Source organism: Bradyrhizobium sp. LA2.1, assembly GCF_040547725.1.
Lineage (GTDB): Bacteria > Pseudomonadota > Alphaproteobacteria > Rhizobiales > Xanthobacteraceae > Bradyrhizobium > Bradyrhizobium barranii.
Genome location: NZ_JBEPQI010000058.1, coordinates 1 through 14,796, shown reverse-complemented (window position 1 = coordinate 14,796; position 14,796 = coordinate 1). Strand labels below are relative to the sequence as shown.

Below are 14,796 nucleotides of genomic sequence, written 5' to 3'. Positions count from 1 at the left end.
CGTGCGATCTTTCCGCGAAAGGCGGACTTCTCTTGCTTCAGGGATCATCCATATCTTGAATCACGACTCACGTTCCAAGAAAAGTGGGTACTAGCACGGATGGGCGGGGTCTCGCGCGACGGCAAGGAGACGAGCCTTGCGGGGCTGACGGCCGGGGCCTGGTTCGGCGAGGGCAGTGTGCTCAAGAACGAGCCGCGCCGCTACGACGTGGTCGCGCTGCGCGACAGCCGCGTCGCGCTGATGGAACGCAGCGCCTTCATGTGGCTGTTCGAGAACAGCGTCGGCTTCAACCGCTTCCTGGTGCGCCAGCTCAACGAGCGGCTCGGCCAGTTCATCGGCATGCTCGAGGTCAACCGCACGCTGGATGCCACCGCACGCCTCGCGCGCAGCATCGCCTCGCTGTTCAATCCGATCCTCTATCCCGAGTCCACTGCGCATCTGGAAATCACCCAGGAGGAGATCGGCGCGCTCTCGGGCATGTCCCGCCAGAACGCCAACCGCGCGCTGAACCGGCTGGAGAAGGAGGGGCTGCTGCGGCTCGAATATGGCGGCGTCACTATTCTCGATGTCGAGCGCCTGCGCGGCTACGGGGACTAGCGCGCGTTTGCGGGGGCGTGGACCGGCCAGAGGTCGGCGCGCCATCGTACCGCGATCGCCACCATCGCGATGAACCCCGCGGCGGCGTAGAGCGAGCCCGTCGCGGAATAGCCGATGATGTCGATCAGGCTGCCGGCCGCGAGCAATCCGAGCGGCAGTCCGTAGATCACCATCATACGGACGCCCATCACGCGGCCGCGCAGGTGCGCGCTCGCCGTCCGCATTAGGATCACGGCAGCTGATATCATCGACATGCTCTGGGCGATGCCGGCGAGAACGAGGCAGGCCATCGCCACCGGCATGGTCCTGATCTCGACGAACACCAGCAGCATGGCGTACCAGGCCAGCGTCGCGCCGATGAGAAGCCGGGCAATGCGCAGTCCGCTGACCAGGCTGAGCGTGATGGAGCCGATCAGCGAGCCCACGGCGAAGCTCGCCGAGAGATAGCCGAGGCCGGTCTGGTCGGTATGAAAGATGTCCCGCGCGATGTAGGGCAATAGTCCGCCGGTGAAGGGAAAGGCGGTGAGATTGGCCAGGAAGGCGACGCACAGCGCCGCGCGCATTCCCGGGCCGTTCCAAGCATAGACGATCCCTTCCTTGAGGTCGCCCAGCAATCGCGAGACCGCGTGGCTGTTCGCCGGGAGATCGCTCGTCGTGACGGTCCTCTTCGGCCGGGTCAGGCAGAGCATGAGAAGTGCGGCCGCGAAGTAAAGGCAGGCGATCGCCACGTAAACGAGGCCGATGCCGAGGACGGCGAACAGGCTTGCACCCGTCAACGCTCCGGCGATGCGGGCGCTGTCCTGGGTCGTGCGCGCAACGCTGATGGCGCCCACCAGTTGCTCGGGCGGCATGATCTCGGCAAGCAGTGCGCCGCGGACGCCGAGATCCGAGGGGCGGATCAGGCCCATGAGCGCGACGATGATCATCACGCTCAGCGGCGACAAATGACCGGTCAGCGCCAGAACCATGATGGTCGACGAGAGCGCCGTATAGGCAAGGCGCATCACGACCAGGAGATCGCGATGACCCATCCGGTCGCCGATCATGCCGAGCACCGGCGCGACCAGGGTCCCGACGAACTGAAGCGACGCAAGCACGGTGAGCAGCAGCACCGAGCCTGTCTCGACCATGATGTACCAGCCGAGCACCAACGTCTCCACTTCGAACGCCCATGAGGTGAGCAGATCGGACGGCCACTGGAAGCGATAGTTGCGGATGCGGAAGGGCGCGAGTGCGGATGTGCTCAAGATGCGATGACGGGTTTCACGGCGATTCCCCCTTATTTTTGTTCTTCTGTTGGCAGGGTAGCCCGGGCCGTGCCCCTGTCAATTGGCGCTACCGCATGCCGCCATGCTTGCCGACGATTTGCGGTGCGCCAGTGCGCCCGCTGCATCGCTTCGTCGCGCAGCCGATGCGGAGAGGTTGACCAACCGCCGCTTGCTCTTGCCGTGCGACGAGCCCATGCTTGCCAGGTTTCCTGGGCCCATCCGGCAGGTCCAGGAGCTCGCGCCATCGCGGCTTCCGCGAGGTCCTGACTCATGAACTGCTCTTGCTGTGGTTTAGAGGTCCAGAGCGGCTTTGCCTTCTGCCCGAAGTGCGGCACGAAGCAGCCGAACGCGTGCCCAGGCTGCGGGTTTCCATGCGCGCCGGATTTCGCCTATTGCCCGAAATGCGGTGCCTTCGTCGCTGAGGTCCCCACCGGCGGGCAGGCATCGACGCGGGCGAGCCCGACGACGCTCCCGATCCGGTCCTCCTCGCCGCCGCTCGTGCCGACGGAGGACGCTCAAGCCGCATTTCGAGCTCCGTCGGACAAGATCGACAGCGAGGCGAACCGCCGCACCATCACCGTGCTGTTTGCCGACCTCAGCGGCTTCACTGCGATGAGCGAGCGGCTCGACCCCGAGGTCATGCAGACGCTTCAAAACGAATTGTTCGAGGAGTTGACGGCCGCGGTGCAAAGCTTTGGCGGCTTCGTGGACAAATTCATCGGCGATGCGCTGCTGGCTCTGTTTGGTGCGCCGGCGGCGCACGAGGACGACCCGGAGCGGGCGGTGCGCGCTGCCCTCGACATGATCGGCCGGACGGCGCGCCTCAGCGAACGCGCGAAGGCGTATGCCGGTTCACCGCTGCTGCTCCATGTCGGCATCAACACCGGGCACGTCGTCGCGGGCGGGCTCGGTGCGGGTGTTTCCAAATCCTATTCGGTGACCGGCGACACGGTGAATACCGCCCAGCGGCTACAGTCGATGGCGGCTCCGGGCGAGGTGCTGGTCGGGCCGTTGACCCACCGTCTGACGCGGCATGCGTTCTCCTATGACTCGCTTGGCGAGGTCTCGCTGAAGGGCAAGATGGGCAGCGTGCTGGTCCACCGTCTGAAGGAGCCGCTTGACACGCCCCGTGCGGCGCGCGGTCTCGACACGCTGGGCCTCAATGCGCCGTTGATCGGGCGCGACGCCGAGCTCGCGCGCCTGATCGGCAGCCTTGATCGCGCGTGCGGCGGCGCGGCTCAACTGGTGCGGCTGGTCGGTGAAGCCGGCATCGGGAAAACGCGCCTGGTCAGCGAATTCGTCGTGCGCATCCGCGACCTGGATCGATTCGCAGGCGTGGCGATCCGGCACGCGGCGTGCTCGCCGCTCGGCGAACAATCCTACGGCACTCTCGCCGCCGTGCTGCGCAGCGCCTATGGCATCGCGCAGAAGGCGGGTGCCGCGGAGGCGGAGGCGAAGGTCGCCGAAGCGCTGTCGGAGCTTGGCCTCGCGACCGACGAGGCCAACCGCCTGATGCCCCTCTATCTGCACGTCCTCGGCCTCGGCGACCCCAACGCCGTGCTCAGGCATGTCGAGCCCGAGCAGCTCCGCCGGCAGATATTCTTCGCGATTCGCACCGTCTTCGAACGCCGCCTGGCACTGTCGCCACTGCTGATCATCGTCGAGGATCTGCATTGGGCCGACGCGGTGTCGCTTGAAGCGTTGCGGTTCCTGATGGACCGACTGGAGCGGACGCGGCTGATGCTGCTGTTTACGCATCGGCCGTTGCTGGAACTGGACCAGTTCGGTTCGAGCAGGATCAGTCACACAACCCTTCGGCTGCCCCCGCTTGGCGACGCCGACGGACAAAGGCTCCTCGCGGCCTATTTCAGTCACGGTTGGCGTGAACCGCCGGGAGTTCTGTTCGGTCGAATCCTCGATCGCGCGGGCGGCAATCCGCTTTTCCTCGAGGAGATCATACGCGGCCTGATCGAAGCCGGCACCCTGGAGCGCGACGGCGCGCAGTGGCGGATGAAATCGGATGAAGCCTCCGCCGATATTCCAGCAAGCATTCAGGCGTTGTTGCTGGCGCGTCTCGACCGGTTGCCGCATCAGGTGCGCCGCCTGGCACAGGAAGCCGCCGTGATCGGCCCGCGTTTTGATGCGGCTGCTCTCGGTGCGGCAGCAACCGAGCCGGCAAGGGTTGAAGCAGGGCTCGAGCTTCTGTGCGACGCGGAGATCATCGAGGAGATCGCGGGCGCGAACTCGATTTCGCTGCGGACCTACCGCTTCACGCAAACCATGCTTCAGGACGTGATCTATCAAAACCTGCTTCTGCAGCGCCGGATCGAGCTTCATGGACGGATCGGCGGGGCGCTCGAGCGGCTCTATGGCGATGAGCCCGAGCGCCTCGAAGATCTCATATTGCTCGGACATCACTTCAGTCTGAGCGCGAGCAAGCCGAAAGGCGCGCGCTATCTGCGCGCAGCCGGCGATCGCGCACGCGCCAGCTATGCCAACGACGATGCCATCCGTCTCTACCAACAGGCCCTCGCCGTGCTGTTGACCGGCGGCGAGCGGGAGCCGGAACGTCTGGTCCTGTACGAGCGGATTGCGGACCTTTGTGGCGCGGCTGGCCGCCGGAACACGGCCGAGGAGCACTATCAGAGCGCGTTGGAGGGGCACCGCACGATCCAGGACCGGATCGGCGAAGCGCGAATCCTTCGCAAGCTTGGCCGATTGCTGTGGGACGCCGGCAAGCGGATCAAGGCAGAGACGCATTACGCCGAGGCGGCCAACCTGCTTGGAGGGACCGACGCGCCCATCGAGTGGGCGCATCTCCTGCAGGAGCGCGGCCGTCTCGCGTTTCGGACCGGCGATCACGTCGCCGCCGCAAGATGGGCAGACGAGGCGCTCGGCTATGCACGGTCCGTACCGGCGGACGCGGACGAGCAGGCCGGTCTCGAGGCGGCACGCGCCATTGCGGAGGCCCTCAACACCAAGGGGGTTGCGCTGGCGCGGCTTGGACGACACGAGGAGGCGGTGCGCGAGGTGGAGCAAAGTGTTGCCGCCGCCGAAACCGCCGGCCTCCTCAACGTAGCCTGCCGCGGCTACACCAATCTCGGTGTGCTCTACACGATCGTCGACCCGGCGAAAGCCGTGGAGGTCTGCCGGCGTGGACTCGATGTCGCGCGTCGGATCGGCGATCTCGGCTTCCAGGCGCGCCTCCTTGCCAATTTTGCCGTTGCCTGTTGCACCTTCACGGACAGATGTACCGAGGAAGGAGTACCGGCCGCCGAGAAGGCGATCGAAATCGACCGGGCACTCGATCAGCGCGAGCATCTCTCCGTGCCCCTGATCGTTCTCGGGCAAATCCATCAATGCCACTTCCGCCCCGAGCTGGCCGCCCTCTGCTACAATGAGGCAATCGAGGTGGCGAACGAAACCGGTGAGCCGCAGCAGCTGTTTCCATGCTATGATGGTCTCGCCACGCTGAGCCTTGATCGAGGCGACATGCCCGAGGCCGACCGATATTTCGCGCTGGCCCATGATGTCTGCGCCCGCCATGGGCTTGATCCCGCCGGGCTGATCGTACTGCCATTTCTTGACTAGGTCATATGAAGGAGTTCAACCATGCCAGAACTTCATGTCGATGGACCGCTTCAACCGGGCGATCGCGCGCCGAACATCGTGCTGGACGCGATCACACGGGATGGGACGATCTCGCTCCAGGATTTTCGCGGGCACAGTCCAATACTGATCGGCTTGTTTCGCGGGCTGCACTGCCCGTTCTGTCGGCGCCATATCGCGGCACAGGCGCAACTTGACGCAGCCCTGCGCGACAAGGGCGTCGAAAGTCTCACGGTCGTGAATACGCCCATCGAACGCGCGCGGCTCTACTTCCGCTATCATCCCTTGCCCAATCTGCTCGCCGCGTCCGACCCCGAGCGGGTCTCGCACCGTGCGTTCGGCCTGCCCACTATCGAGTTTACGGAGAACGAAACCGAGTGGCCGCGCAAGGTGGGTATGGACGTCGTCAAGAGCATGCAGGTGGATGTGCCCGGCGAAACGTCGGGGTCGATGAATCGGTTGGCGGCCGCCGAGTACCTCAACAACAAGGACGGCTACGAGATGATGGAGGCCGATCAGCGCATGGCGGCAACCGGCCAGGGCCAGCTGTTCGGCCAGTTCCTGCTCGATCGCGAGGGGATCGTGCGCTGGACCTTTACCGAGGTTCCTGAAGGCGGCCACCGCATGTTCGGGGCTCCGAGCCCTCAGGAGTTGATGTCGGCCGCCTCGCAGGTGGCGAGCTAGGCATCGTCGGCCGGTGACTAACCCGCCACCTTCGGCCGCTTCTCGGCGAGCGCTGCCGCCATCGCCGAGATCAGCGGGCGCATGAAATAGTGGTCTTCCGCCGGCGCGATGTCCGTGCGCAGGCCATGCGCGGCGAGCTCTCCCGACACCGCGGGGCCCACTGACGCAATCAGCGTCCGCTCCAACCCTGCGCGCAACTTCGCCTCACTGCCATGTGCCTTCGCGGCCTCCACGAGGCGGCGGACCTGGCCAAGATTGGTCAGCGCGATGGAATCGATCCGCCCCTCGGCCATGTCGTCGATGGCGGCGACGATGTTGGCATCCGCTGCCTTGGAATCGTAGGCATAAGGCAGAACGGTATCGACATCGGCGCCTTGCGCGGCAAGTGCGCCGGTCAGTGCGCTGTGGTCCTTGTCCGGATAAAGCTGAAGGCCGACGCGTCGCCCTCTGAGATCGAGTTTGCCCAGCATCTCGATCACGCCCTCGGTGGTCGGCTTCTCCGTGGTCTGCTGCGCATCGAGGGAGATCTCGCGCAATGCCTTGCCGGGCTTCGGGCCGCGGGTGAATTTTCGCGATTTGGCGAGGGCTGCGACCAGGGCCTGGTCGAGACCACGGCTCCGCGCGAGCTTCATGATCCGCCGCAGGCCTTCGCCCGTCATCAGCACGAGGTCGTCAAGGGGCTGGTCGATGGCGCGGCGAATCCAGGCCTCGACCGGGGCGGGATCGGGCGCGTCGTGAATGGTGAACATCGGGCACTGCACGACATCGGCACCTTGCTCGACCAGAAGCTTTGAAAACTGCGCCTCCTCGCGCGTCTCCAGGATCAGGATGCGGTAGCCGTTCAAGCGGTCGGCCATGGGTATGCTCCGGCGGTAAATTGCAATGCTCCGTTCATCCTGACTCCGCTGTCGGGATTGGCGCAAGGGCAGGGTCGGTGATAGAGCAGGGCGCAAATCGCGGGTCGTTCCGTAGTCGCTGCACAAACCTTCATCAAGAGCCATGCCCGATCATCAATATGTCTTGACCCTGTCCTGTCCGGATCGCCCTGGCATCGTTTCGGCGGTGTCGACCTTTCTGGCCCATAACGGACAGAACATTCTCGATGCCCAGCAGTTCGACGACGTCGAGACCAAGAAGTTCTTCATGCGCGTCGTGTTCACCGCGGCCGATCTCGCCGTGGAGCTGTCGGCGCTCCAGACCGGCTTTGCCGCGATCGCGGAGCGTTTCGGCATGGAGTGGCAGATGCGCGACCGTGCCGCGCATCGCAAGGTGATGCTGCTGGTGTCGAAGTCCGACCATTGCCTGGTCGACATCCTCTATCGCTGGCGCACCGGCGAGCTGCCGATGGTCCCGACCGCAATCGTCTCCAACCATCCGCGCGAGGTCTATGCCGGGCTCGATTTCGGTGGCATCCCGTTCCACCATCTGCCCGTCACCAAGGAGACCAAGCGCGAGCAGGAGGCGCAGATCCTCGATCTCGTCGCCGAGACCGGCACCGATCTCGTCGTGCTCGCGCGCTACATGCAGATCCTGTCGGATGATCTTTCTGCCAAGCTTTCCGGCCGCTGCATCAACATCCACCACTCGTTCCTGCCGGGCTTCAAGGGCGCAAAGCCCTATCACCAGGCCCACGAGCGCGGCGTCAAGCTGATCGGCGCCACCGCCCATTACGTCACGCGCGACCTCGACGAAGGTCCGATCGTCGATCAGGACGTCGAGCGCATCAGCCACCGCGACACGCCGGAGGATCTCGTCCGCAAGGGCCGCGATATCGAGCGGCGCGTGCTGGCCCGCGCGATCCGCTACCACCTCGACGACCGCGTCATCCTCAACGGCCGCAAGACCGTGGTGTTCATGGATTAGCGAATGGTGAGTGGCGAGTAGCGCCCTCAGCGCACCGCGTTGCCGGACGCCGAGCCGGTTGCGCCCTTCTGCGCCTGCTCTTCCTTCTCGCGATCCGCCGCCGGCAGCAGCCGCTTGCGTTCGCGCTCTTTCATGTAGGCGTCGTATTGCGGCGTGCCGGGCCGCGGCGGTGCGTCGGCCGGCAGGCCGCCGGCCCATAGCGGGACGTAGTCCCCCATGCCGGCGGAGAGCTTTTCGTTGACGGTGCCGCAGCCGGACAGCCCCGCGGCGAGCGCAACGAGGGTGAGGACGGAGCGGAAGGGCTTGAGCATTGTGCGCGCGCGAATTCAGTCAGGTTGGACGCCGGGTTAGGCTGGCGCGGGAAGAGTAGTCTTCAACAAGGTAAAATAGACTTATTCGAGGTGGGTAATTAGTTACCGATTTGCGCTGAACGGAAGCCTCGCCAGTGTCTGAATTCTGCAAAAGAAAGACGAAATTCTCCATCCACGCGGCCGGTCACTTTCTAGACTGTGGCAAGGGGCACGCGACAAACTGGCTTGGTCGACGGCGGGGCTTTTTCGTTGACAGGTCCATTTTATTTGTACAATCGTACAAATGGGAGCGCAGGATCGGGATGCTCGGGTTACCCCGACGTAACCACGGCATCGCTCCCCGCTGTTGGCAATCGGGACGCGCGGCTTGCGCAGAATGGTCGCCAAACGTCCGATTGACAATAAGGGCGCGAAAGACGCCATGTGGCGCGACATCGCGCGTGCGTGAGCTAAGGTTGAGCCAAGGACCGGGCACTCGGTCCGGCGCACAAGAGGTCAGGAATGAAGGGGAGGGACATCTGATGTTCGAACGGAAGACGTTTTCTTACAAGGTCTCTTGGACCGCGGCAGCGGCCGCCATCGCGGGCCTTGCGGCGATCGTGCCGGCCAAGGCCGAGGACACCGTCAAGGTCGGCCTGATCCTGCCGATGACCGGCGGCCAGGCCTCGACCGGCAAGCAGATCGAGAACGCGATCAAGCTCTACATGCAGCAGAAGGGCGACACTGTCGCCGGCAAGAAGATCGAGATCATCCTCAAGGACGACGCCGCGATTCCGGACAAGACCAAGACGGCCGCGCAGGAGCTGATCGTCAACGACAAGGTCAGTTTCATAGCCGGCTTCGGCGTGACGCCGGCCGCGCTCGCGGCCGCACCGCTCGCAACCCAGGCCAAGATCCCGGAAGTCGTGATGGCGGCCGGCACCTCCATCATCACCGAGCGCTCGCCCTACATCGTGCGCACCAGCTTCACGCTGGCGCAGTCCTCGACCATCATCGCCGACTGGGCGGTGAAGAACGGCATCAAGAAGGTGGCGACGCTCACCTCCGACTACGCGCCGGGCAACGACGCGCTGAACTTCTTCAAGCAGAATTTCACCGCCGGCGGCGGTGAGGTGGTCGAAGAGGTGAAGACGCCGCTCGCCAATCCCGATTTCGCGCCGTTCCTCCAGCGCATGAAGGACGCCAAGCCCGACGCGATCTTCGTGTTCGTGCCGGCCGGCCAAGGCGGCAACTTCATGAAGCAGTATGCCGAGCGTGGCCTCGACAAGGCCGGCATCAAGGTGATCGGACCGGGCGACGTCACCGACGACGACCTGCTCAACAACATGGGCGATGCCGTGCTCGGCACGGTCACCGCGCATCTGTATTCCGCGGCGCATCCCTCGCAGATGAACAAGGATTTCGTCGCGGCCTACAAGAAGGCCTACGGCAACCGTCCGGGCTTCATGGCCGTCAGCGGCTATGACGGCATCCACCTCATCTACGAGGCGCTGAAGAAGACCAACGGCGACACCGACGGCACCAAGCTGGTCGAAGCCATGAAGGGCCAGAAGTGGGAAAGCCCGCGCGGCCCGATCTCGATCGACCCCGAGACCCGCGACATCGTGCAGAACATCTACATCCGCAAGGTCGAGAAGGTCGACGGCGAACTCTACAATGTCGAGTTCGCGACCTTCGAAGCCGTCAAGGATCTCGGCAAGACCAAGAAGTGACGCGCGAAAAGCGCGTCATCCCCGAGCGCGCTTAGCGCGCATCGGGGATCTCGACGTGATGGAAATGGATTCCGGGTTCAGCGCTGCGCGCTGCCCCGGAATGACGAGTGATTACCAGGGTTCACCCGCTTCCGATGACCTCTATCCTCACCAACCTGTTCGATGGCGTTGCCTACGGCATGCTGCTGTTCGTGCTCGCTTGCGGGCTTGCGGTCACGCTCGGCCTGATGAACTTCGTCAACCTCGCCCACGGTGCCTTCGCCATGGCCGGCGGCTATGTCTGCATGGTCCTGGTCAACCGGATGGGCTGGCCGTTCTTCGCAGCACTGCCGCTCGCCTTCGTCTCGTCGGCTGCGATCGGCATCGTGCTGGAGCGAACGCTCTACCGGCATCTCTATACGCGCAGCCATCTCGACCAGGTGCTGTTCACGATCGGTCTCACGTTCATGTCGGTCGCGGCCGTCGACTACATCCAGGGCTCGTCGCGGGTGTTCATCAATTTGCCGGCTGCGCTGCAGGGCCAGTTCGACGTGTTCGGCGTCGGCGTTGGCCGCTACCGGTTGATGATCATCGTGATCTGCGGCCTGCTCACCATTGCTCTCCAGATGGTGCTGGCCAAGACCCGGTTCGGCAGCCGGTTGCGCGCCGCGGTCGATGATCCCCGTGCCGCGAGCGGCCTCGGCATCAACGTGCCGCAGGTGTTCGCCTTCACCTTTGCTTTCGGCTGCGGGCTCGCCGGTCTCGGCGGCGCGCTCAGCGCCGAGATCCTCGGCCTCGATCCGTATTTCCCGCTGAAGTTCATGATCTACTTCCTGATCGTGGTCACCGTCGGCGGCTCGTCCTCGATCACCGGTCCATTCCTGGCCTCGCTTCTGCTCGGCATCGGCGACGTCGCCGGCAAATATTACGTGCCGAAGATGGGCCCCTTCGTGATCTACACCATGATGATCGTGATCCTGATCTGGCGCCCGAACGGCCTGTTCGGCCGCACGGCCGCGCGTTGAGGCCGCCGATGAGCGCTTCCTCCGACGTCGGTTATCACGCCCAGCGCCACGCGCGCTGGCACTATGGCGAAGTCGCCTTCTGGCTGGTCGTGCTGGCCTGCGGCTTCGCCTTTCCCACGCGCTATCTGATCATGACCGACATCCTGCGGCTGGCGCTGTTCGCGATGTCGCTCGATCTCATCCTCGGTTATGCCGGCATCGTCTCGCTCGGCCACGCCGCTTTCTTCGGCGTCGGCGCCTACGCCGCGGGGCTTCTCGCCTTGCACGGGATCATCAACGAGCCGGTGCTCGCGCTGATCGCAGCCGGCCTTGCCGCGATGGTGCTGGGTTTCGCCACCAGCTTCCTGGTGATCCGCGGCGTCGACCTGACCCGGCTGATGGTCACGCTCGGCATCGCGCTGCTGCTGGAGGCGCTCGCCGAGCGCTTCTCCAACATCACCGGCGGCACCGACGGCCTTCAGGGCATCGAGATGCAGCCGATCTTCGGCGAGATTGCGTTCGACATGTTCGGCAAGACCGGCTTCTTCTACTCGCTGGCCGTGCTGTTCCTGGTGTTCCTGTTCGCTCGCCGCGTCGTGCATTCGCCGTTCGGGCTGTCGCTGCGCGCGATCAAGAACAATCCGCTGCGCGCAGCCGCCATCGGCATCCCCGTCAACCGCCGCCTGATCGCGATCTACACGCTCGCGGCGTTCTATGCCGGCATCGCGGGCGCGCTGTTCACCCAGACCACGGCGATCGCCTCCCTCGACGTGTTCGCCTTCGAGCGTTCGGCCGATTTGATGCTGGTGCTCGTCATCGGCGGGACCGGCTATCTCTATGGCGGACTGGTCGGCGCGGTGATCTTCCGCATGCTCCAGGAAGTGTTCTCCACCATCACCCCGCAATACTGGCAGTTCTGGATCGGTCTCGTGCTGGTCGTGATCGTGCTGGTCGGCCGCAAGCGCCTGCACCGCTGGGTGCTCTATGTGCCGAACCTGGTCATCAAGCAGGTTGCCGGGCGCAAGGCCGTCGTCGCTGTGCCGGAGAGCGACGCATGACCATCGCGCTCGAAACCCAGAACCTCGAAAAGACCTTTGGCGGCCTCCGCGTCACCCGCGATCTGTCGCTCAAGATCGAGCAGGGCGCCCGCCACGCGCTGATCGGCCCGAACGGCGCCGGCAAGACCACGGTCATCAACCAGCTCACCGGCGTGCTCAAGCCGAACTCGGGCCGGATCCTGCTCGAAGGCCAGGACATTACCGATCTGCCCGTGCACAAGCGCGTGCTGCGCGGCCTGTCGCGCACCTTCCAGATCAACCAGCTCTATCCCGACCTGACCCCACTCGAGACCATCGGCCTTGCCGTCTCCGAGCGTCTCGGCCATGGCGGCGACTGGTGGCGGCGGATGGGCACGCGGAGCGACGTCAATGGCGAGATCGCCGACCTCCTGAGGCGCTTCCATCTGCTCGACGTCATGAACGAAGAGACCGTGACGCTGCCTTACGGCAAGCAACGCCTGCTCGAGATCGCGGTCGCGATCGCCGCCAAGCCCCGCGTGCTGCTGCTCGACGAGCCCGCCGCCGGCGTGCCCGAGAGCGAACGCCACGACATTCTTGCCGTCGTAGGCAGCCTGCCGCGCGACGTCACCGTGCTCCTGATCGAGCACGACATGGACCTCGTCTTTTCCTTCGCCGACCGCATCTCGGTATTGGTCTCAGGCGCGCTGCTCACCGAAGGTCCGCCCGACGTGGTCGCGCGCGACCCGCAGGTCAAGGCCGTCTATCTCGGCGAGGAGGCGGTCAATGTCTGACCTGCTCGCGATCGACGCCCTTCGCGCCGGCTATGGCGAGGCGGTGGTGCTGCCCAACATGTCCCTGCGGCTCGCCGAGGGGCAGGTGCTTGCGCTGCTGGGCCGCAACGGGACCGGCAAGACCACGCTGATCAACTCCATCGTCGGCGTGACCCGCCGCTTCTCCGGCTCCGTCGCGCTGGCCGGCACCGATGTCACCTCGCTCCGGCCTGACCAGCGGGCGCGCGCCGGCATCGGCTGGGTGCCGCAGGAGCGCAACATCTTCCGCTCGCTGACGGTGGAAGAGAACATGACCGCGGTGGCGCAGCCCGGCCCCTGGACGGTCGAGAGGGTCTACGAGATGTTCCCGCGGCTGAAGGAGCGGCGGAGCAATTTTGGCAACCAGCTCTCCGGCGGCGAGCAGCAGATGCTGGCGATCGGCCGGGCGCTGACCCTCAACCCCAAGGTCCTGCTGCTGGACGAGCCGACGGAGGGCCTCGCCCCCATCATCGTCGAGGAGCTGCTGAAGGCGATCGGCACCATCACCCGGGCGGGCGGCATCTGCTCGATCATCGTCGAGCAGAACGCGCAAAAGATTCTGGGGCTCGCCGACCGTGTTGTGATATTGGAGCGCGGAACGATCGTCCACGACGCCCCGAGCGCCGCGCTGAAGGCCGACCCGTCGGTCCTCGAGCGCCACCTCGGCGTCGCAGGGGCGGCGGCCCACTAGAAATACGGGAGAGACAAGAAATGCAGCGAACCAAAGCCCCCTTCCGCGCCGACGAGGTCGGCAGTCTCCTGCGTCCGGCCAAGATCAAGGAAGCCCGCGTCAGGCTCGAGAAGGGCGATATCTCGGCTGACGATCTGCGCAAGATCGAGGACATGGAGATCGAGAAGGTCGTGCACAAGCAGGCCTCGATCGGCCTGAAGCTCGCGACCGACGGCGAATTCCGCCGCTCCTGGTGGCACTTTGACTTCCTGGCCAAGCTCACCGGCTGCGAAATGTTTCACCCGGACACGGGCATCCAGTTCGCGGGCGTCGAGACGCGGCATGATGCGGTCCGCGTGATCGGCAAGCTCGATTTCCCCGACGACCATCCGATGCTGGATCACTTCCGCTTCCTGAAGAAGTCCGCCGACCAGGCCCACGTCACCGCCAAGATGACGATTCCCTCGCCGGCCGTGCTGCACTTCCGCGGCGGCCGCAAGGCAATCTCCAAGGACGTCTATCCCGATCTCGACGCGTTCTACGAAGACCTCGGCAAGACCTACCGCAAGGCCGTGAAGGCGTTTTACGATGCCGGCTGCCGCTATCTTCAGTTCGACGACACCGTGTGGGCCTATCTCTGTTCGCAGGACGAATTGAAGAAGGCGCGCGAGCGCGGCGACAATCCCGAGGGTCTCCAGCAGATCTATGCGCGCGTCATCAATTACGCGCTGGCCGAGAAGCCGGCCGACATGGTGGTGACGACGCATGTCTGCCGCGGCAATTTCCGCTCGACCTGGATTTCTTCGGGCGGCTACGAGCCCGTGGCCGAGACCATGCTGGCCGGCACCAATTACGATGGCTACTTCCTCGAATACGACTCTGACCGCGCCGGCGGCTTCGAGCCGCTGCGCTTCCTGCCCAAGGGCAACAAGGTCGTCGTGGTCGGCGTCATCACCTCGAAGTTCGGCGAGCTCGAGAAAAAGGACGACATCAAGCGTCGCCTCGAAGAGGCCGCCAAATTCGCGCCGCTGGAGCAGCTCGCGCTGTCCCCGCAATGCGGCTTTGCCTCGACTGAGGAAGGCAACATCCTCTCCGAGGAGGAGCAATGGGCGAAGCTCAGCCTTGCGGTCGAGATCGCCAAGGAAGTGTGGGGCCAATAAGGCTCCACTCGCTCACTGTCATGCCCCGCGACCCGGCTACGCCAAGGCTTCGCCGGGGTTGAGGTCTAGGGGCGCCGAAGCTTTAGCGTAGGCGGCAGGCGGGGCATCCAG

At 64.9% G+C, this 14,796-nt stretch carries 12 protein-coding genes and 1 pseudogene; 10 read left to right on the top strand and 3 right to left on the bottom strand.

The features are described 5' to 3' along the window. Positions 1-90: 90 nt before the first annotated feature. Positions 91-597 (top strand): annotated as a pseudogene (locus tag ABIB95_RS46580) (Crp/Fnr family transcriptional regulator); the annotation flags it as partial. On the opposite strand, the gene ABIB95_RS46575 reads toward ABIB95_RS46580, so the two are convergent. Further along, positions 594-1,844: an MFS transporter gene (locus ABIB95_RS46575; protein WP_354249126.1), complete on the bottom strand. Its 1,251-nt coding sequence runs from the start codon at positions 1,842-1,844 to the stop codon at positions 594-596. The pseudogene ABIB95_RS46580 and the gene ABIB95_RS46575 sit on opposite strands and share 4 nt — an antisense overlap. Before the next feature lie 291 nt (positions 1,845-2,135). Between ABIB95_RS46575 and ABIB95_RS46570 the strand changes: the two genes are divergently transcribed. Then, entirely contained in the window at positions 2,136-5,456 is a 3,321-nt protein-coding gene (locus ABIB95_RS46570) for an adenylate/guanylate cyclase domain-containing protein (RefSeq protein ID WP_354249125.1), read from the top strand. Between the two features lie 21 nt (positions 5,457-5,477). Further along, positions 5,478-6,158, top strand: a complete 681-nt coding sequence (locus ABIB95_RS46565; protein WP_354249124.1) for a redoxin family protein — start codon at positions 5,478-5,480, stop codon at positions 6,156-6,158. A 17-nt stretch (positions 6,159-6,175) separates the two neighbouring features. Here the strand turns inward: ABIB95_RS46565 and ABIB95_RS46560 are convergent, their stop codons facing one another. Next, a complete protein-coding gene (locus ABIB95_RS46560; protein WP_354249123.1) occupies positions 6,176-7,015 on the bottom strand; it encodes a uroporphyrinogen-III synthase in 840 nt (279 codons plus the stop codon). Between the two features lie 142 nt (positions 7,016-7,157). Here ABIB95_RS46560 and purU point away from each other — a divergent pair, with 142 nt between their 5' ends. Then, positions 7,158-8,021, top strand: coding sequence for a formyltetrahydrofolate deformylase (gene purU, locus ABIB95_RS46555; RefSeq protein WP_028152006.1), 864 nt, complete (start codon positions 7,158-7,160; stop codon positions 8,019-8,021). Positions 8,022-8,047: 26 nt separating this feature from the next. Here purU and ABIB95_RS46550 read toward each other — a convergent pair whose 3' ends face one another. Then, complete coding sequence (locus tag ABIB95_RS46550) at positions 8,048-8,332, bottom strand: hypothetical protein (RefSeq protein ID WP_354249122.1); 285 nt, start codon at positions 8,330-8,332, stop codon at positions 8,048-8,050. A gap of 521 nt (positions 8,333-8,853) precedes the next feature. Here ABIB95_RS46550 and ABIB95_RS46545 point away from each other — a divergent pair. The 6 genes from ABIB95_RS46545 (at position 8,854) to ABIB95_RS46520 (ending at position 14,685) form a co-directional block, all read left to right on the top strand. Further along, positions 8,854-10,044, top strand: a complete 1,191-nt coding sequence (locus ABIB95_RS46545; protein ID WP_354249121.1) for an ABC transporter substrate-binding protein — start codon at positions 8,854-8,856, stop codon at positions 10,042-10,044. 134 nt (positions 10,045-10,178) lie between these two features. Continuing rightward, positions 10,179-11,048 carry a branched-chain amino acid ABC transporter permease gene (locus ABIB95_RS46540; protein WP_354249120.1) on the top strand — a complete coding sequence of 290 codons (870 nt, stop codon included), beginning with the start codon at positions 10,179-10,181 and terminating at the stop codon, positions 11,046-11,048. Positions 11,049-11,056: 8 nt separating this feature from the next. Further along, entirely contained in the window at positions 11,057-12,085 is a 1,029-nt protein-coding gene (locus tag ABIB95_RS46535; RefSeq protein ID WP_354249119.1) for a branched-chain amino acid ABC transporter permease, read from the top strand. Continuing rightward, complete coding sequence (locus tag ABIB95_RS46530; protein ID WP_071912046.1) at positions 12,082-12,837, top strand: ABC transporter ATP-binding protein; 756 nt, start codon at positions 12,082-12,084, stop codon at positions 12,835-12,837. The genes ABIB95_RS46535 and ABIB95_RS46530 overlap by 4 nt, the downstream gene beginning before the upstream one ends. Next, positions 12,830-13,546, top strand: a complete 717-nt coding sequence (locus ABIB95_RS46525) for an ABC transporter ATP-binding protein (protein WP_063982182.1) — start codon at positions 12,830-12,832, stop codon at positions 13,544-13,546. The genes ABIB95_RS46530 and ABIB95_RS46525 overlap by 8 nt, the downstream gene beginning before the upstream one ends. Positions 13,547-13,566: 20 nt before the next feature. After that, a complete protein-coding gene (locus ABIB95_RS46520; RefSeq protein WP_354249118.1) occupies positions 13,567-14,685 on the top strand; it encodes a cobalamin-independent methionine synthase II family protein in 1,119 nt (372 codons plus the stop codon). The last annotated feature ends 111 nt before the right edge of the window (positions 14,686-14,796 follow it).

Bases quoted from the DNA above. Each gene is read 5' to 3' on its own strand.
- ABIB95_RS46535 (WP_354249119.1), top strand. From the start codon at position 11,057: ATGAGCGCTTCCTCCGACGTCGGTTATCACGCCCAGCGCCACGCGCGC.
- ABIB95_RS46540 (WP_354249120.1), top strand. From the start codon at position 10,179: ATGACCTCTATCCTCACCAACCTGTTCGATGGCGTTGCCTACGGCATG.
- ABIB95_RS46525 (WP_063982182.1), top strand. From the start codon at position 12,830: ATGTCTGACCTGCTCGCGATCGACGCCCTTCGCGCCGGCTATGGCGAG.
- ABIB95_RS46570 (WP_354249125.1), top strand. From the start codon at position 2,136: ATGAACTGCTCTTGCTGTGGTTTAGAGGTCCAGAGCGGCTTTGCCTTC.
- ABIB95_RS46545 (WP_354249121.1), top strand. From the start codon at position 8,854: ATGTTCGAACGGAAGACGTTTTCTTACAAGGTCTCTTGGACCGCGGCA.
- ABIB95_RS46530 (WP_071912046.1), top strand. From the start codon at position 12,082: ATGACCATCGCGCTCGAAACCCAGAACCTCGAAAAGACCTTTGGCGGC.
- ABIB95_RS46520 (WP_354249118.1), top strand. From the start codon at position 13,567: ATGCAGCGAACCAAAGCCCCCTTCCGCGCCGACGAGGTCGGCAGTCTC.
- purU (WP_028152006.1), top strand. From the start codon at position 7,158: ATGCCCGATCATCAATATGTCTTGACCCTGTCCTGTCCGGATCGCCCT.
- ABIB95_RS46560 (WP_354249123.1), bottom strand. From the start codon at position 7,015: ATGGCCGACCGCTTGAACGGCTACCGCATCCTGATCCTGGAGACGCGC.
- ABIB95_RS46550 (WP_354249122.1), bottom strand. From the start codon at position 8,332: ATGCTCAAGCCCTTCCGCTCCGTCCTCACCCTCGTTGCGCTCGCCGCG.
- ABIB95_RS46565 (WP_354249124.1), top strand. From the start codon at position 5,478: ATGCCAGAACTTCATGTCGATGGACCGCTTCAACCGGGCGATCGCGCG.